The sequence below is a fragment of the uncultured Alteromonas sp. genome (genome assembly GCF_963976965.1).
GTDB classification, from domain to species: domain Bacteria; phylum Pseudomonadota; class Gammaproteobacteria; order Enterobacterales; family Alteromonadaceae; genus Alteromonas; species Alteromonas naphthalenivorans.
Map to the genome: position 1 here is coordinate 52,745 of NZ_CAXBMP010000018.1, position 18,721 is coordinate 71,465.

Below are 18,721 nucleotides of genomic sequence, written 5' to 3' on the forward strand. Positions count from 1 at the left end.
CTACGCGTAAAGTGGGTTTAGTTTTTCAACGTTAATATCAAAACGTTTAATCGCTTCAGCAACATCTTTCTTATCGAAATCACCGCGCTGCGCTAACTCGTACAATGAAGCCACTACAATGTATGCAGCGTTAACTTCAAAGTGAGTACGCAAGTTTTCTCGGCTGTCACTTCTACCAAAACCATCAGTACCTAGGCAGCGATAATCTGTATCGATAAATGCGCGAACCTGATCAGAGTAGTTTTTAACGTAATCAGTTGCAGAAATAGCAGGACCTGCATCTTTCGTAATAACTTGACCGATGTAAGCTGTTTTCTGATCTGCTTCTGGATTTAACATGTTCCAGCGCGCCACTTCTTGACCTTCACGAGCCAATTCGTTGAACGAGGTTACCGAGTAAACGTCTGAAGAAACGTTGTAATCGTCACAAAGAATTTGTGCCGCTTTACGTACTTCATTCAAGATAGTACCCGAACCCATTAACTGTACATTGGTCTTGGTCTTCTTGTTTTCAACTCGTTCAAGCTTATAAATACCTTTAATGATTTGATCAGCTACGTCATCACCTTCAGGCATAGCTGGGTGTTGGTAGTTCTCGTTCATCAATGTTAGGTAATAGAATACGTTTTCGTTGTTGCCATACATGCGACGTAAACCGTCTTGTACAATAACAGCCACTTCGTATCCGTAAGTTGGATCGTAAGTTACACAGTTCGGGATAAGGTTCGCTTGAACATGTGAATGTCCATCTTGGTGCTGTAGACCTTCACCGTTCAATGTGGTTCTACCTGCGGTAGCACCTAACAAGAAACCTCTTGCTTGGCTATCGCCAGCTGCCCACGTCAAGTCGCCAACACGTTGGAAACCAAACATTGAGTAGTAAATGTAGAACGGAATAGTCGTAGCGTTACAGGTTGAGTAAGACGTACCTGCCGCAACCCACGATGCCATTGCACCTAATTCGTTAATACCTTCCTGCAATACCTGGCCTTTCTTATCTTCACGATAGTAAGCCACTTGATCGGCATCTTGTGGAACGTACTTTTGGCCTTCGTTAGCGTAAATGCCCACTTGGCGGAACAGCCCTTCCATACCGAATGTACGTGCTTCATCAGGAATAATTGGCACAATACGCTTACCAATCTTCTTGTCTTTCAATAATGCGTTAAGTACACGTACGAAAGTCATAGTAGACGAAACTGAACGATCGCCAGAGCCTTTTAAAATTGCATCAAATGCTTTTAGCTCAGGTACTTCAAGTTGCTCGTCAGCTTGTTCTCTACGAGAAGGTAAGTAACCGCCTAAAGACTCACGACGCTCGCGCAAGTACTTCATTTCTTCACTGTCTTCAGGGAACTTGAAGTAAGGAAGTTCTTCAATTTTTTCGTCAGCAATTGGAATATTGAAACGATCGCGGAATACTTTAAGTGAATCTACGTCCATCTTCTTCACGTTATGCGCAATGTTCAAGGCTTCACCAGAAGCACCTAAACCAAAGCCTTTAACGGTTTTAGCAAGAATAACCGTTGGACGACCTTTGGTCTCTTTCGCTTTTTGATAAGCAGCAAAGACTTTTACTGGATCGTGTCCACCACGGTTCAAGCGCCAGATGTCATCGTCAGACATGTTCGCTACAAGTGCAGCCGTTTCTGGGTACTTGTTGAAGAAGTTTTCGCGAGTGTATTTACCACCCTTCGCTTTACAGTTCTGGTACTCACCGTCTACGGTTTCGCCCATTAACTGAATAAGTTTGCCTGATTTATCACGGGCAAGAAGCTCATCCCAGTAACTGCCCCAAATAACTTTAACCACTTCCCAGCCTGCGCCGCGGAATGTGCCTTCAAGTTCTTGGATAATTTTGCCGTTACCACGAACCGGGCCATCTAGGCGCTGTAGGTTACAGTTGATAACGAAAGTTAGGTTATCTAGGCCTTCACGTGAAGCAAGACCAATAGCACCCAATGATTCTGGCTCATCACACTCGCCGTCTCCCATGTAGCAATATACGCGCTGTTCAGAACAGTCTTTAATACCACGGTTAGTGAGGTACTTAAGGAAACGTGCAGTATAAATAGCTTGAAGTGGACCTAAGCCCATCGATACTGTTGGGAACTGCCAGTAATCTTTCATCAAATGAGGATGCGGGTATGAAGATAGACCTTCACCAGCGCATTCTTGACGGAAGTTATTTAGCTGTTCTTCAGAAAGGTTACCTTCAATGAAAGAACGGGCATAAATACCTGGAGAGATATGGCCTTGGGCAAAAATAAAGTCGCCACCAGCGTTTTCTGTCGGCGCTTTAAAGAAGTGGTTAAAACCAACATCATATAGCATGGCAGATGACGCAAAACTACCAATGTGACCACCAAGCTCTAAGTCTTTTTTAGAAGCACGTAATACAATCATCAATGCATTCCAACGAATGGCGGCACGAATGCGTGCTTCAATCGTTAGGTCGCCAGGCATTTTTGGCTCTTGCGCTGAAGGAATTGTATTGATGTACGCTGTGGTGGCGTCGTACGGTAAGTGCGCTCCGCTACGACGAGCCTTATCAATAAGTTTCTCGAGTAGATAATGGGCGCGTTCTACACCTTCCTCTTCCAAAACAGATTCAAGAGCATCAATCCACTCTTTAGTTTCTTGAGGATCCACATCTTGGTGCATCATATCAGTCATGGTGCCATCCTATTTTTGCTTTATATATAGAGAATTCTTCCTTCGACCTAATTATCGAAAGAAGAATGACCAAATTACGTTGTACTCGCTGTGAACCTTAATGGCTCACCTGTGCTTTTTGCATATCACAGTAGCTAAAATTCTCTTTAAGCCTCTGCTTATATAATCACGCCTTATAAAACTGGGTAAACAAGAAGGCATGTTAAATTTCTAATCGTCGTAACGCGCGTTGTACACGGGTGTCACGCTGATTAATGGTTAATAATGTCTTTTCAATGAACGCAAGGTGCGTATTACACGCCTGACGTGCCGCTTCTGGATCCCGTGCAGCGATAGCTTCAACAATTTCTTGTCTTTGACGAGCAATATCTGCCACTGCATCAGGGTGAGTCGCTAACATATCAAAGTTACGTTCTATGTTTTCCACCAGCATACTTTGCATGGTGCTCATTACATGTAAAAGCACCATGTTATGGGATGCTCTTGCCATAATGATGTAGAACTTACCTAGCGCTTCAGCTTGTTCCCGCTTACTTTCTTCGGGTGCTGGCGTGGGCAGTTCATTAAGCGCATTTTTTAGTGCTTCATAATCTTCAGGTTGCCCACGAAGCGCTGCATAATACGCTGCCATTCCTTCTAAGGCATGACGAAACTCAAGTAAATCGAACTGAGTTTCAGGCCGTTTACTGACAAGTGCCATCAATGGGTCTTTCATGGCAGAGTTAAGGTTGCGGTTTACAAACGTGCCGCCGCCCTGCTTGCGCTCAACCAATCCACGTGCCTGGAGATTACCTATGGCTTCTCGTAAGGAAGGCCGTGATACCTCAAACTGAATCGCAAGTTCACGCTCTGGTGGCAATTTCTGACCTGCCAATAAGCTCCCATCCAAAATCATGGACTCAAGCTGCTCGGTGATAACATCGGCAAGTTTTTTTCGCTGCTGACGCATGCGTGACTATATTCCTTCGTTTACTTGAGTATGCGACTATTTTGTAAACAAGTAAGGTCTACAGTCACAATTGGTAATACCATTTTACCTATATAGTTTAAGATAGATCGAAAGTGAGGTAAATACTCTCAAGCATAGCAAACTTGTAAGGAGTTGCTTATTGTTAAGCTTTATTGTTGAATTTGTTGCAAAAATTTAGCAAACACTCACTGGTCTGATGAGGTGGGGTGGCGAGGGTATGAGACGTGAAATACCTGATCTATAAATGAAAAATTCATAGACCAGGATAGAATGGTAATACGTTTGTTAACTGAAATAGTTAAGCAAGGGTGCCAACAACGGTTAGCGCAGAGGTAATAACAAGCAGAAAAATAACATTACGTTTTGCTAACTTGACCAGCACTTTAGGCTCTACCGCTGCATTTTCTGTCTGAGCTTGACGTTCTTCAGCCGTTAACATCTCGGCTTTTGACGATACTCGGGTAAGCAAATCGTACGCGGGAACATTAAGTGAAAGTCCGTCTTTCAACCATTGAGGAAGTGCACGGGAAAAATGCCCCATCATCAACATGCCAAACGCCGTAATGCGTACCGGTATAAAATCAAGTGCGTACATTAACTTGCCCGCCGCCATAGCTAATGGATGTTGAGATGCACAGAAACGCTCAGTGGCACTTCTACTGAAACAGTAGAACACGGCACCCGGTGCACCAAATGCTATAAACCACAACATGACCGCAGCGTAGTGCTGATAGTTCAGCCAAGTAAGGTGTTGGCCGAAGCTTTTTCCCTCAGCCATGGCAGTACCGTCGCTATCACGCTTGCTACCGCAATGCCCTAGTTGGTCGGTGTACATACTGCAAGCTTGTAAATCGCCACGGTCTGCGGCGTTCAAAAATTGCTTATATGTGGCACGCAATACCGGGCAGCCTATACAAATAAATAAAATGATACTTTGTTCAATAAAGGTAAGAAAAGCGCCGAACAGCCAATGCTCAATTAGCCCAATGATTAGTGCTGGCAGCAACATATATAAATAAAAAGCAATCGATGACGTGCCTTCTTCTAGCCATTTTCGCTCGTAAAGCCAATTTTGATAGGCAACTGCATAACGTTCTATGTGCCATACCGGCGTTTTAGTAATGAGCCTTTCAAGACTTAATACCAGCAGTAAACTCATTAGTATCATGTTTATTTCCTACCGTAGAATTATAGGTAATAGGCAGACGCATAATCGCCTTGCTTACCGATTTAAATAATCGTGTTGCTTGATATGTTAGTTGCATCAAGTGACTGTCTGTAGCGTGGCCAATCGAACGCTACACCTGGGTCGGTCTTTCGCCCTGGCGCAATATCATTATGACCCACAATTCGACCCAACGTAATTCGCGGGTACTGTTGCAATATAAACTTACTCAATATCGATAGTTGCTCATATTGAGCATCCGTGTAAGGCAGAGTATCCGTGCCTTCTAATTCAATACCAATGGTAAAGTCGTTACAACGAGAGCGACCTTGAAATGTCGATAACCCTGCATGCCACGCCCGCTTGTTAAAGGGAACAAACTGCTCTATTTCACCGTTGCGGTAAATTACACAATGGGCAGATACCCTAATTCCTGCTATTTCTTTGTAAAACGGGTGCTCATCAGGATTTAACGTACCGGTAAACAACTCACGGATACCTGATGTACCAAATTGCGACGGTGGCAGCGATATATTATGAATAACCAACACGCTCACATCGCTTTCGTCGGGCCGTTCATCATAATGGGGGCAATCAATTTGCTTCGCGGGCTTGTATAACACCATATAATTTGAAGATTCGTTACGTGGTTTTCATTAATAACAGTGTGACACCAGCTGCCCAAGGGCACAAGCTAAACGCCGTTTCTGGTGAAAGGTGAGTTTGAGGGTAAAGCACGCCGTGAATCCATCCATGGAGGCTCGGCTGCAGCATCCATGCTGCAGACGGCTTTACCCTCAAAATCACCTTGCACTTAAATAGGCAAGTTACATATTTGAAAAAAGAGAAGAATGCAGCTCCCTGCTGCATAAAGTTTTAAATGGATGCTGCCTTACCGCTTTGACGAATGACCACTTGATTTGAACGTTAATAATGTTTCAAGAAAAATTGCGCAGATGGCTTTACTCTCAAATTCACCTTGCACTTAAATAGGCAAGTTACATATTAAAAAAGAGAAGAATTCAGCTCCTTGCTGCATAAGGTTTTAAATGGATGCTGCCTTACTGCTTTGACGAATGACCACTTGAATTGAGCGTGAATAATGTTTCAAGAGATATTGCGCAGACGGCTTTACCCTCAAACTCACCTTGCACTTAATAATCGCGAGCGTTTTTTGAAAAAGAAAAAAGTGCTACCCCTTACTCCATAAAGTTTCACTGGGTACGAACTCCTTTTGTTAGGCCGATACATTTATATATACGTAGAAAGGCGGTATAAATAGAACGTATAAAAAGAAGTGAGATGTTTTATATGAGTGAAGATGATTCTGTGGGCGAGAATTCTGCGGCAAAGTATATGGTGGTGCTGGCGTGGATTTGTGGGTTTGGCCTGCTGGTCTATGTCTTTTCTGGCTTGCTCGATAAGCAAGTTAACCCTAATAGCGAACCTCAATCACAGCGTATTGGGTCACAAACCGAAGTACGCTTAAAGCAAAACCGAGCAGGACATTACGTGACCTCAGGCTTTATTAATGGCGAAGAAGTAGTGTTTTTGGTAGATACCGGCGCTACCGATGTGTCTATTCCCGCCCATCTAGCCCAGAGACTTCAACTACAAGCGGGTCGTAAAGGCTTGGCCAATACAGCGAATGGAACCGTTACCGTTGCTGAATCACGTATTGATACTCTTCGAATTGGCGACATTGTATTAAACAATGTTAGCGCAAACCTAAACCCCGGTATGCAAAGTGAGCATATCTTGCTTGGAATGAGCGTTTTACGGCAATTAGAGTTTACTCAGCGCGGAGATTGGTTAATATTGCGTACCCTTTAATTCTAAACAGCAGCCATCATGATTTCACCCGACATTAACGCCATCCGCGAACAAGTTTCTCTCGCACTTATTGAAGATTTAGGTGGCGAGCTTAACGCGCATAACGATATTACTGCGAACTTAATAGACGAAAGCGAAAACGCGACTGCTACTATTATTACCCGTGAGCAATGCGTTATTTGCGGCGTAGCTTGGGTTGAACAAGCGTTTGCGTTAATTGATGAGCACCTAGAATTAGTATGGCAAGTAAAAGACGGCGATACCGTTGCAGCAGATACTACCCTACTGACTTTAACAGGCTCGGCTCGCGCTATTCTTACTGCCGAGCGGGTAGCACTTAATTTTCTGCAAACCCTTTCAGCAACGGCAACCGTCACAGCCAGCTACGCGAAGTTGCTTGCCGGAAGCAACACCAAAATTCTTGATACACGCAAAACCCTACCAGGCCTTCGCATGGCACAGAAGTACGCTGTGCATTGTGGCGGGGGACAAAATCATCGTATTGGTTTGTTTGATGCGTTCTTAATTAAAGAAAATCACATTTTTTCCTGCGGCTCTATAAAGAAAGCAGTAAGCCGTGCTAAAGAAATGAAACCTGGGAAGCCTGTTGAAGTAGAAGTAGAAAGCTTGGAAGAATTACAACAAGCACTTCTTGCAGGGGCTGACATCGTTATGTTGGATAACTTTACCAACGAACAGATCCAAAAGGCAGTAGCGCTAACCCAAGGGCAATGTAAACTGGAAGTGTCAGGTAACATTACCGATGAACGGTTATCGTCGCTAGCAACACTGGGTGTAGACTATATTTCATCTGGTGCATTAACCAAGAATGTGAAAGCAATTGATTTGTCGCTAAGGGTTAACTTAGCGTAAAAAAGGTTGCGAATAGCGTGCGTTAATTTCATATGTAACAGTTCAAATGACGTGCTTAGGTATAAAGCTACTTTACTACTTTATAAGCACGTTTCATCGGTTTTGTTCTAGCTAGTATAGTTATCTATACGTACGAAAGTTGTAAATTCATACGAAAGTTCAATAACATAGGGCTGCAAAGCCCTTTTTGAACGTGTCATACTGAAAAAGTCAGACATAGGTATTTTTCTGCATACTTGTCACTGACCAATTAATTTATATACTTAGATTCAAGTACCAGGGGCGTTTAAGAACGACTCGGGTATAAACGTCAATTTGAATTACATTTAAACTTAACGTGCTATACACGTCCCGGAGCAAACCATGATGAACATGAAAACTAAAAACCAAAAGGGTTTCACCCTAATCGAACTTATGATCGTTGTTGCCATTATCGGTATTTTGGCAGCAATCGCTTTACCTGCTTATCAAACTTATACTAAAAAGTCTAAGTTCACAGAAGTAGTAATGGCTACCACTGCATTTAAAACGGCTTTTGAAGTTTCTGCTCAAACGGGTGAATTTTCCGCTATTGGTGACGCAGATGCTGGAACTAACGGCCTTCCACCAAATATCACGACTTCAACAGGCCGCGTTTTAGAAGTTAAGATTGAAAATGGTGTTATTACAGCTAAGGGCACAACTGAAGTTGATAGCTATACCTACATTCTTACCCCTAGCGGAATTGTTGCGCCAATCACATGGGCAAAAACAGGTACTTGTGTAGCTGCTGGAGTGTGCTAACGAGCGATCGTTTCATCTAAGGGAAGTGCTGGTGCACTTCCCTTTTTTATATGAGGAAGGGTATCTGTGAAGGCTGCAATAGTTTACGAATGGCAAGGTAAAGATGGGCGAGGTAACAGCCGCAAAGGTGAGATATCGGCTGCCAACCTTAAAGAAGCCAAAATGCAACTTCGTAAACAAGGCGTCTCAGTTAGAAAAGTAAAAAAACAGCAGAAATCCCTATTTAGTCGTGGCGGCCAAAAAATTACCGCTGCAGACATTTCAGTATTTTCACGCCAAATTGCCACTATGCTGGCTGCTGGTGTTACCCTTATCCAATCTTTAGACATGATATCTCAAGGTCATGCAAAAGCATCAATGCGTAAATTGCTCGGCGATATCACTAATGAAGTTCGCTCGGGTAACCCGTTATCAAGCTCACTGCGTAAACATCCTGAATATTTTGACGATTTATATTGCGACTTGGTTTACACCGGAGAACAATCAGGTGCGCTTGAAACCATTTACGACCGAATAGCCACCTATAAAGAAAAAGCGGAAGCACTTAAATCAAAAATTAAAAAAGCGATGTTTTACCCTGTAGCTGTGGTGGTAGTCGCGCTTATTGTAACCACCATATTGTTGGTGTTTGTGGTACCTCAATTTGAAGAAATTTTTAGTAGTTTCGGGGCTGAGCTTCCTGCCTTTACACTCTTTGTACTCGCCATCTCGAATTTTGTGCAAAGTTACGGGATATTTATAGGCATCGGAATTGGTATAGCTGGCTACATGTTTATGCGCACTCATAAGAAAAGCCAAAGCTTTCGCGATAGAGTTGATAGAGCGGTTCTTAAAATTCCCGTTATTGGGGAAATACTCAAAAAAGCCAGTATCGCACGGTTTACTCGCACTCTCGCAACCACCTTTGCTGCCGGTGTACCTTTAATTGGCGCACTTGAATCGGCTGCTGGCGCGTCGGGTAATGCGGTCTTTAGAGACGCCATCATGTTTATGCGAAAAGAAGTGGCAGGCGGCATGCCAATGCATACATCAATGCGCGCTACCAATGTATTTCCTGATATGGTGACGCAGATGGTGGCCATCGGTGAAGAGTCTGGCTCAGTTGACTCTATGTTAAGCAAAATTGCTACCATCTATGAAGCCGAAGTGGATGATATGGTCGATGGCTTAACCAGCTTATTAGAGCCAATGATTATGGCTGTGCTAGGTGTGGTGATTGGCGGCCTTATCGTCGCCATGTACCTTCCCATATTTGAAATGGGTAATGTGGTATAACCTTTTACGCCATGCTGCCCTTGTTTTGTTTGTACACTACACATGATTAGGCTTGCCCAGCGCAGGCCTTTTTTGCATTATTAACTAAAATAAAAAAGAGAACGCTATTTTATGGAAGCGATATTGCTTACCAGCCAATTATACCCGTGGTTATTCTACCTCTTTGTTTTCGTGGTTAGCTTAATGGTAGGAAGCTTCTTAAATGTAGTTATCCATCGCTTGCCCATTATGATGGAAAACAGTTGGAAGCAGGAATACGCCAGTTACTTTAGTGAAACAGATAGCGAAAATGAAGATGTTCAAGCTGCTGGTGAGCAAACTCTTCCTGAAACGTTTAATTTAGCCAAGCCAGATAGCACCTGCCCTAGTTGCGGTCATAAAATTCGGGCTTGGGAAAATATTCCTATTATTAGCTATCTTTTCCTGCGCGGAAAATGCGCCAACTGTAAAACTCCTATTTCTATTCGCTACCCATTAGTAGAGTTATTTACAGCGCTAACTTGTACGTTCGCCGCCTACTATTTTGGCCCTACACCTCAAGCAATATGGGCGGTGATATTTACTTATATTCTTATCGCCTTAATTTTTATCGATTTAGATAAAATGCTGCTTCCAGACCAACTTACTCTACCCTTACTTTGGCTTGGTTTAATACTTAGCACCCAATCCATTTTTGTTGGGCCAGTTGACGCCATTATTGGTGCCGCCGCCGGATATTTGAGTTTATGGTCTGTATTCTGGTTGTTTAAAATAGTCACCGGCAAAGAAGGTATGGGATATGGCGACTTCAAAATATTAGCAGCCCTTGGCGCCTTCACTGGCTGGCAAGGTTTACCCATCATTATTTTATTGTCTTCAATAGTCGGTGCAATCGCCGGCATTGCCATTATGATGTTCCAAAACAAAGGAAAATCACTGGCTATCCCCTTCGGGCCCTATTTGGCCGTTGCTGGTTGGATAACCTTATTTTATAAAGACACGATTATTACCCACTATTTAAAATGGGCACTGCAGTAATGGTAGCAACGAAAACAGCACAAGCAGACACAAAGAGGCCTTCGAATAAAAGCGATAAAGTCGTGATTGGCCTTACCGGCGGAATTGGTAGTGGAAAGTCTGCCGCTACGAATAAATTCGCAGCGTTAGGCATTGATATTATCGACGCCGATGAAGTGGCTAGAGACGTTGTTACCTTAGGAAGTGAAGGCCTGGTTAAAATAACCGAGCACTTCGGACGCGACATTTTATTAGAGGATGGCACCCTAAATAGAGCAGCGTTACGAGAGTGTGTTTTTAATAATAGCGAAGAAAAGCAATGGCTCAATCAATTGTTACATCCGCTTATTCGCAAAGCTATGCTGCAACAAATAGCTGACTCGACTAGCCATTATTGTATTTTATCGGTTCCCTTACTGGTTGAGGGCAACCTTAGTGAATTATGCGATCGGGTCATCGTAGTAGATTGCCCCGAATCAATGCAGCTTGAACGAGCCATGCAACGCGATGGCAGTACCAAGCAACTAATTGAAAATATTATGGCATCGCAAGCGACTAGAAAAGAACGATTAGCCGCTGCAGACGATGTCATCGATAATAGTAAAACTATTGAGTTTCTCAACAAGCAAGTTATCGCGCTACATAACGAATACACCCGTAAATACAGTGCAAATAACGAAAATTCTTCGTAAATTCGGTTTTCCTGCAACTTTTTTCCTTAAAACTCGTCAAATACTTAATTGATTATGAAAGTAGGCTTGGCTTAGGGCAGTTCATGCATTAGGCTTTAGGGTTAAGTCTATGTGTTTTAAGGATATCCATGAGCGAAGCTGTATTCGAATTCCCCCTAAAGGAAAAAGTGCGTAACTATCTGCGCGTAGAGCAGCTTCTTGGGCAGTTAAAAAGCACCGCGAAATCTGACAGTGTGCCACTGCAAATGGTTTTCTTTGAGCAGTTATTTGAGTTACTCGATTTGATTGAGCGACTGGATTTACGCTCCGACATGAGCAAAGATTTAGATGCCCACGAAAAAAATCTCGTTTATTGGTCACAGCACCCTAAGATAGATAGTGCCGCGCTAGATCAGGCACTTAAAACCATAGTGAACCTTAAGCAAAAGCTTAAGACCGACCGTCGCTTTGGCAGCGCGCTTAAAGAAGATAAGCTGCTTAGTGCGATTAGGCAGCGCTTCGCGATTCCAGGTGGCTCTTGTAGCTTTGACCTACCCAACCTTCACTTTTGGCTTCAACAACCTGCCGAGGTACGCCAACAAGAAATTGGCCAATGGCTTGAAACCTTGAGTTTATTAGACGACACCATAGCCGTTAGCTTGTCGTTTATTCGTGAACGCGGACAATTCAAAACGGTTACTGCAGACAATGGATTTTACCAAGGTGCGGCTGAAGATAAAAACGAGCTTATCCGCATAAAATGCCGTGTAGATGAAGGTTACTACCCTACCCTTAGCGGCAATAAATACCGCTATGCCTTGCGCTTTTTATGGTTTTCTCCCGCTGAAGGCCAAAACGCGGCTGTTGAATCTAATATTCAGTTTAAACTGGCAGCCTGTTAAACTACGCCTATCGAAAACCTAATCTGCCACTGGAGTGATTCATGGTTGTAAATTGCCCAACTTGTGCGAAGTCCGTTACTTGGAATAGTGAAAGCGAATTTCGTCCTTTTTGTAGTAAAAAATGTCAACTTATTGATTTAGGCGAATGGGCTTCTGAAGAACATAAAATCGCTGCAAAGCCATCTGAACAGCCTTCCGCTAAAGAAGTCGACATTGAAGAAATAGAAGCAATGCTTGCTAAGCAATCTGACGACTTTTTCAAACACTAATAGGAAGTATATGATTAATAAAATTGCGCTTGTTGGTGGAACACATGGTAATGAAACCAGTGGTATTCAACTTATTCATAACTGGCAATCTGAAGGGTTCTCTGATGCGCTATCATCGCGCTATTCATCACTGGACGTGTCGCTTACCATTGCTAACCCAGACGCCCTAAGCGCTAATGTGCGATTTGTTGAAGAAGATTTGAATCGTCAGTTCACCCTAGAAGCCTTAAGCAATTCCAGCGATGCTAAAGAGGCGAAGCTAGCCAAAAAGCTTAACCAGCAATTTGGCCCGAAAGGCAACTCTGCCACTGACTTGGTGATTGATATTCACAACACCACCAGTAACATGGGTGCAACGCTAATCATTTTAGAAGCTGATGATTTCCATATTCAGCTCGCACGATTTGTGAAGCATCATATGCCTGAAGCGAACATTCTTTTAGAAGATGAAAAACCGTATTTAGAGCACGGTTATTTGTGTACCACGGGCAAACGTGGCGTAATGATTGAGGTAGGCGCACAACCTCAAGGTGTGTTGCGAGAAGACGTTTATTTGCTTACCCAAACCATGGCTGAAGTTATTCTGGATTTTTGCCAAGCGTATAACACAGATAGCCTTGAACAATACCCCGAATGCGAAGTGTTTAGACTAGGGGAAAATATTAAATTCCCACTTAGTGCCGAAGGTAAACGTACTGCGATGATCCACCACTCATTGCAAGATAACGACTTCGCCCCGCTTATGCCAGGTGCACCGGTATTTCGCACCTTTGATGGTAAAGACATTGAATGGCAAGAAGCACAGGAAACCTATCCTCACTTCATCAACGAAGCGGCTTATCACAAGTTAGATGTGGCTTTTGCCACTGCGACTAGGGTAATGCTGTAAGCCGTTAAATCCGTATTTCAGGACGGGACATAGAATACAAAAAGGGCGGTCTATTAAGACCGCCCTTTTTGTTTTGAAAGTATGTGTTTTAGGCTAAAAGCCGTCAGCTACTTCGAATATTTCTGTTGAAGCGCATCTATTATAGCCACATTAGCTGCTGGAAATTCACTAGCTTCTAATGCACTTACTTCAACCCAGCGCGTTTGTTGGTTTTCCTTACCTTCAGGCTCACCGTTAAACGCACTCACAGCATGTACATCAAGCTTAACAAGCTTATCGCCATAATCATGTTCAATGATAAGCAAAGGCTCGCTAGACTGCACTAGAATGCCAATCTCTTCTTGCAACTCTCGGCGCAATGCATCAAGTACAGTTTCATTATCTTCAACTTTACCGCCAGGAAATTCCCACTTGCCGCCTTGATGGGCGTTATCAGCCCGCAGGCTGATAAACACTTGTGTGCCGCGACGTACTACCCCAACGGCAACATGTACAACTTTCATTAGCTTAATTTACCGTGGCACTGCTTGTACTTTTTACCTGAACCACAAGGGCAAGGATCGTTACGACCTACTTTAGGGCCGTCACGTACCTCTGTACGTACCTTATCGCTTGCTGCTTCTGGCGGTGCTTCTGTAGCTGACGCGTTTTCGTGCTCAAATTGCTTAGGCACGTTATCCGCTTGACGACGCTGCTCTTCAACTTTCTCAACGTCTTCTTCAGCTTGTACTTTCACACGTGAAAGAATCGTAATCACTTCAACTTTCAACGCTTCTAGCATTTGTGAAAACAAAGCAAACGACTCGCGCTTGTATTCTTGCTTCGGATTTTTCTGCGCGTAGCTGCGAAGTCCAATACCTTGACGAAGGTGATCCATGGCCGCCAAATGTTCTTTCCAATGGCTGTCTAGGTTTTGTAGCATCACGGCTTTTTCAAACTGACGAAGTACTTGTTCGCCCACTACCGCTTCTTTCTCTTTATAGCTAGCGACTACTTCACCATGAATACGCTCACGAAGCTTTTCTTCATAAAGTTTGTCGTCGCTTTCTAACCAGTTTTGAATAGGCAAGTCTACGGCGAAGTCAGCGCGTAAACGCTCTTCTAACCCTTTCACATCCCACATTTCTTCTAGAGACTGTGGTGGAATATATTCATCAACCACACCGCTTACCACGTCTTCGCGGATTACTGCGATGGTTTCGCTAATGTCGCCTTCATCAAGCAACTCATTGCGCTGCTCATAAATCACTTTACGTTGGTCGTTTGCCACATCATCGTATTCAAGTAGTTGCTTACGAATATCGAAGTTACGACCTTCTACTTTACGTTGGGCGTTTTCGATAGCGCGGGTTACCCATGGGTGTTCAATGGCTTCGCCTTTTTCCATCCCTAAGCGCTTCATCATGTTGCCCATTTTTTCAGAGGCAAAAATACGCATTAGGGCATCATCTAGAGACAAGTAAAAACGGCTTGAACCTGGGTCGCCCTGACGACCTGAACGACCGCGCAGCTGATTATCGATACGGCGAGATTCATGGCGCTCTGTACCAATGATATGCAAACCGCCTGATGCTAGAACGGCGTCATGGCGTACTTTCCACTCAGCCTTAATCTTATCGATTTGTGCTTGAGTAGGGTTTTCAATTTTTTCGACTTCTGCTTGCCAGTTACCACCAAGCACAATATCCGTACCACGTCCCGCCATGTTGGTTGCAATAGTCACTGCACCAGGCTTACCGGCTTGAGCAACAATGTCAGCTTCATGTTCGTGGAACTTAGCGTTAAGTACTTTATGGGGAATTTTGCTTTTCTTCAGTACCCGAGACAACAACTCAGAGTTTTCAATCGATACTGTCCCTACCAAGGTAGGCTGACCGCGCTCAACACACGCTTTAATATCTTCTACGATAGCATCGTATTTTTCTTCTGCAGTTAAGTAAATAAGGTCGGCCTTATCTTTACGCTGCATAGGTTTATTGGTTGGCAATACAACCGTTTCTAGGCTGTAAATATGCTGAAATTCGAACGCTTCCGTATCGGCAGTACCTGTCATACCCGCAAGTTTGTTGTACAAACGGAAGTAATTTTGGAAAGTAATAGATGCTAGGGTTTGGTTCTCATTTTGAATCTTCACACCTTCTTTTGCTTCAACAGCTTGGTGTAAACCTTCAGACCAACGACGACCTTCCATTGTACGACCAGTATGCTCATCAACAATAACGATTTGGTCTTCTTTAACGATGTAATCTACATCTCTTGAGAACAATTTGTGTGCACGAAGGGCAGCATTTATGTGATGAAGTAATGAAATATTACCCGCAGCAAATAACGATTCGCCTTCTGGTAATACGCCTGCACGATGCAAAATTTCTTCTACATGACCCTGGCCACGTTCTGTTAAATGAATTTGTTTCGCTTTAAGGTCGATAGTGTAATCACCGTCGCCTTCTTTGCCTTCTTCATCTTCTTCTTCTTGTTGAACTAATTCAGGGATAACCAAATTAATACGGCGATAAAGTTCAGAGCTGTCTTCTGCTTGGCCTGAAATAATAAGCGGAGTACGGGCTTCATCAATTAGGATCGAATCCACTTCATCCACTACAGCAAAGTTAAGTGGGCGCTGAACGCGGTCTTGCGGGCTAAACGCCATGTTGTCACGCAAATAATCAAAGCCGAATTCGTTGTTTGTACCATAGGTAACGTCAGCTTGGTAAGCGTCACGCTTTTGCTCGTGCGCCATACCAGGTACGTTACAACCTACACGCATACCCAAGAAAGTGAACAGCTGGTTTGCCCATTCAGCATCACGCTTAGCAAGGTAATCATTCACGGTAATAACATGAACACCTTTACCAGACAGAGCGTTTAAATAAGTTGGCAAGGTAGCGGTAAGGGTTTTACCTTCACCGGTACGCATTTCTGAAATTTTACCTTCGTGTAATACCTGGCCGCCTAACATTTGCACGTCGAAGTGGCGCATGCCGTACACACGTTTACTCGCTTCACGTACGGTAGCAAAAGCTTCGTACATGAGATCTTCAAGGCTTTCGCCTTTTTCGATTCGCTGTTTAAACTCAGCCGTTTTTGCTTTTAACGCCTCATCAGAAAGCTGTTCATACTCTGCTTCCAGTGCATTGATGGCATCTACATTTTTTTGTAATTTTTTTAATAGACGGTCGTTTCGGCTACCGAACACTTTTCTAAGGATGCTTGAAAACATTAGCTTGTTATTTCCACTACTTGTCGAGACGCCGCACGGTAAGAGCACAGCTGCGATTAAACGTAAAAGACACTACCTCTAAAGATAATGCCAAGCGATAACTAATTGTTGCGTAAGCTGAACGCTTACTTACCTGGCTGCTGCCGTGTTTATTTTTTATAAACGTATGGCAGAGGATCGATTTGCTTACCGTTTCTTATTACTTCGTAGTGAACATGAACGCCCGTAGAGCGCCCCGTATTACCCATTTTAGCGATAGCTTGACCCTTGGTCACCACGTCGCCTATTGAGACAGATAACGTTTCATTATGCCCATAACGGGTAATAAAACCATCACCATGTTCTATTTCTACTAGATGCCCGTAACCGCTACGTTCGCCCGCCCAGGTAACAATACCTGCTGCAGTAGCTAAAACGTCATCACCCGCTTTACCCGCGAAATCTAAGCCTTTGTGCATAGCTGTTTCACCAGTGAAGGGGTCGGCGCGCATACCATAATAAGATGACAACCATCCCGATGCTATCGGTCGACCAGATAATTGACTCTGCTCATGGATATGGTGACCCCTCACCAAACTTTCAAGCATAGAAAGCTGCTGAGATTTTACGTCGAGAGATTGCTGAAGCTTATTAATCTCGCTGAGTAAGGGATCATCTTGGAGGTTGTCCGGTATCGATACCGGTACGAAAGCGTCCAGGTCAGCCGCTGTCATACCTAATTCTGTTGCTATCTGCTTTCCTTTACCATCGAGCATAGACGCTTGTGCTGAAAGCTCGGCAATATGGGAAATCAAAGTTTGTAATTTAATGGTGGTCTGTTGTTTAAGTGCTTCAACGTCTTGTTGCGTTTCATTCACTTCAGATTGTGCTAGGCGAACCCTAGCTACATCTTCAGACACAGATTCTGTGGAACGACTAGACACTAACATAAATATCGACGACAACACGGTCGCGCTCACCAGCGTACGTACACTGATGCTATGACGATAGCGTTTGTTCTTGCCTGATAGCGTTATTGTTAGCTTCATACCACAAATAGGAAATTTCTGTCGTGCTCAGTGAACTTCTAATACCTGTTTGCTAACAAACATAGACACGGCTGAAGCCGAGCTGAGAAGTAAAAAAGTTATGGCACATTAATTATAATTATATAGATTGCTTACTTTATCATTGTTTAGTCTAAAAGCTAAACGAAAAAAAGCCGCCATGTAGGCGGCTTTTTATATACCGGTTTACGCTAATACTGGTTGAGCGTAACGTATAGGTGCTTCGTCTTGAGAATCGTAGGTTATAAATTCCCAGCAGTCTTTCTGCGCAAGCACGGCGTTCAATAGTTTATTGTTTAAGCCGTGACCTGTTTTGTAAGCGCGCAATTCACCAATAAGGCTATGCCCACCTAAATACAAATCACCAATAGCATCTAAAATTTTATGCTTTAAAAATTCGTCGTCGTAACGTAAACCTTCGGGGTTCAACACGCGAAATTCATCAAGAGCAACCGCATTTTCCATGCTGCCGCCTAACGCTAAGTTGTTAGCATTCATGTATTCAAGGTCGCGCATAAAACCGAAGGTACGTGCACGGCTTACTTCGTTCACATAAGAACATGAATCGAAATCCATGGTCATATGCTGACGAGTTTGGCTGATAACTGGGTGATCGAAGTCAATTTGGAAGTCGACACGGAAACCATCATAAGGCACTAGTTCGGCCCACTTATCGCCATCTTCAACGCGAACGGTTTTCTTAATACGGATAAATCGCTTAAGGGCATTCAACTCTTCTATTCCTGCTGATTGAAGCAAGAATACGAAGGGGCTGGCACTACCATCCATAATAGGCAGCTCGTTGCTATCAACTTCAACAATGATATTGTCGATACCAAGCCCTGCAAGCGCAGATGCCAAATGTTCAACGGTTTGAATCGTTACGCCGTCTTCATTATTCAAACAGGTACACAGCATGGTATTACCCACTGCGTTTGCACGCGATGGAATATCAACATGAGGTTCAAGGTCAACACGCCTAAACACAATTCCCGTGTTTGCAGGCGCAGGCCGGAGAGTCATTGTGACCTTTTCCCCTTTATGAAGCCCAATTCCGGTTTCTTGCACCGGGTGCTTGATTGTACGTTGTCTAATCATCTGCTTATGCTTTTACCTATAAAAAAAGCGGTCGCGAATTATAGTGACTTACCAC

At 43.6% G+C, this 18,721-nt stretch carries 17 protein-coding genes; 9 read left to right on the top strand and 8 right to left on the bottom strand.

Annotation, left to right across the window (positions count from 1 at the left end; all coding sequences use genetic code 11):
- The 4 genes from aceE to ampD form a co-directional block, all read right to left on the bottom strand.
- Nucleotides 1-2,676, bottom strand: coding sequence for a pyruvate dehydrogenase (acetyl-transferring), homodimeric type (gene aceE / locus AAC006_RS14050; RefSeq protein ID WP_338454884.1), 2,676 nt, complete (start codon nucleotides 2,674-2,676; stop codon nucleotides 1-3).
- Nucleotides 2,677-2,878: 202 nt separating this feature from the next.
- Complete coding sequence (locus tag AAC006_RS14055; RefSeq protein ID WP_208806106.1) at nucleotides 2,879-3,625, bottom strand: GntR family transcriptional regulator; 747 nt, start codon at nucleotides 3,623-3,625, stop codon at nucleotides 2,879-2,881.
- Between the two features lie 319 nt (nucleotides 3,626-3,944).
- Nucleotides 3,945-4,814, bottom strand: a complete 870-nt coding sequence (gene ampE / locus AAC006_RS14060) for a beta-lactamase regulator AmpE (RefSeq protein ID WP_208806107.1) — start codon at nucleotides 4,812-4,814, stop codon at nucleotides 3,945-3,947.
- Between the two features lie 62 nt (nucleotides 4,815-4,876).
- Entirely contained in the window at nucleotides 4,877-5,437 is a 561-nt protein-coding gene (ampD, locus tag AAC006_RS14065) for a 1,6-anhydro-N-acetylmuramyl-L-alanine amidase AmpD (RefSeq protein WP_208806108.1), read from the bottom strand.
- 676 nt (nucleotides 5,438-6,113) lie between these two features.
- Here ampD and AAC006_RS14070 point away from each other — a divergent pair.
- From AAC006_RS14070 to AAC006_RS14110, 9 genes are all read left to right on the top strand, one after another.
- The gene (locus AAC006_RS14070; RefSeq protein ID WP_126873769.1) at nucleotides 6,114-6,644 is read left to right on the top strand and encodes a TIGR02281 family clan AA aspartic protease; all 531 of its coding nucleotides are present in this window, start codon (nucleotides 6,114-6,116) and stop codon (nucleotides 6,642-6,644) included.
- 18 nt (nucleotides 6,645-6,662) lie between these two features.
- Nucleotides 6,663-7,517, top strand: coding sequence for a carboxylating nicotinate-nucleotide diphosphorylase (gene nadC / locus AAC006_RS14075; RefSeq protein ID WP_208806109.1), 855 nt, complete (start codon nucleotides 6,663-6,665; stop codon nucleotides 7,515-7,517).
- A gap of 363 nt (nucleotides 7,518-7,880) precedes the next feature.
- Nucleotides 7,881-8,300, top strand: a complete 420-nt coding sequence (locus AAC006_RS14080; protein ID WP_013782953.1) for a prepilin-type N-terminal cleavage/methylation domain-containing protein — start codon at nucleotides 7,881-7,883, stop codon at nucleotides 8,298-8,300.
- A gap of 66 nt (nucleotides 8,301-8,366) precedes the next feature.
- A complete protein-coding gene (locus tag AAC006_RS14085; RefSeq protein ID WP_339891700.1) occupies nucleotides 8,367-9,575 on the top strand; it encodes a type II secretion system F family protein in 1,209 nt (402 codons plus the stop codon).
- 111 nt (nucleotides 9,576-9,686) lie between these two features.
- Nucleotides 9,687-10,592, top strand: coding sequence for an A24 family peptidase (locus AAC006_RS14090; RefSeq protein WP_339891702.1), 906 nt, complete (start codon nucleotides 9,687-9,689; stop codon nucleotides 10,590-10,592).
- Nucleotides 10,592-11,263 carry a dephospho-CoA kinase gene (coaE, locus tag AAC006_RS14095; RefSeq protein WP_339891704.1) on the top strand — a complete coding sequence of 224 codons (672 nt, stop codon included), beginning with the start codon at nucleotides 10,592-10,594 and terminating at the stop codon, nucleotides 11,261-11,263. Before AAC006_RS14090 ends, coaE begins: the two co-directional genes overlap by 1 nt.
- Nucleotides 11,264-11,391: 128 nt before the next feature.
- The gene (gene zapD / locus AAC006_RS14100) at nucleotides 11,392-12,144 is read left to right on the top strand and encodes a cell division protein ZapD (protein ID WP_126873773.1); all 753 of its coding nucleotides are present in this window, start codon (nucleotides 11,392-11,394) and stop codon (nucleotides 12,142-12,144) included.
- Between the two features lie 41 nt (nucleotides 12,145-12,185).
- Nucleotides 12,186-12,413, top strand: coding sequence for a DNA gyrase inhibitor YacG (gene yacG / locus AAC006_RS14105; protein WP_013782948.1), 228 nt, complete (start codon nucleotides 12,186-12,188; stop codon nucleotides 12,411-12,413).
- A gap of 10 nt (nucleotides 12,414-12,423) precedes the next feature.
- Nucleotides 12,424-13,302 (top strand): aspartoacylase, encoded by an 879-nt coding sequence (locus tag AAC006_RS14110; RefSeq protein WP_126873774.1) that lies wholly within the window; start codon nucleotides 12,424-12,426, stop codon nucleotides 13,300-13,302.
- A gap of 107 nt (nucleotides 13,303-13,409) precedes the next feature.
- Here AAC006_RS14110 and mutT read toward each other — a convergent pair whose 3' ends face one another.
- From mutT to lpxC, 4 genes are all read right to left on the bottom strand, one after another.
- Complete coding sequence (gene mutT, locus AAC006_RS14115) at nucleotides 13,410-13,805, bottom strand: 8-oxo-dGTP diphosphatase MutT (RefSeq protein WP_126873775.1); 396 nt, start codon at nucleotides 13,803-13,805, stop codon at nucleotides 13,410-13,412.
- A complete protein-coding gene (gene secA, locus AAC006_RS14120; protein ID WP_126873776.1) occupies nucleotides 13,805-16,522 on the bottom strand; it encodes a preprotein translocase subunit SecA in 2,718 nt (905 codons plus the stop codon). The genes mutT and secA overlap by 1 nt, the downstream gene beginning before the upstream one ends.
- 149 nt (nucleotides 16,523-16,671) lie before the next feature.
- The gene (locus tag AAC006_RS14125) at nucleotides 16,672-17,550 is read right to left on the bottom strand and encodes a M23 family metallopeptidase (protein WP_126873777.1); all 879 of its coding nucleotides are present in this window, start codon (nucleotides 17,548-17,550) and stop codon (nucleotides 16,672-16,674) included.
- 204 nt (nucleotides 17,551-17,754) lie between these two features.
- Nucleotides 17,755-18,666: a UDP-3-O-acyl-N-acetylglucosamine deacetylase gene (gene lpxC / locus AAC006_RS14130; protein ID WP_126873778.1), complete on the bottom strand. Its 912-nt coding sequence runs from the start codon at nucleotides 18,664-18,666 to the stop codon at nucleotides 17,755-17,757.
- Between the last annotated feature and the right edge of the window lie 55 nt (nucleotides 18,667-18,721).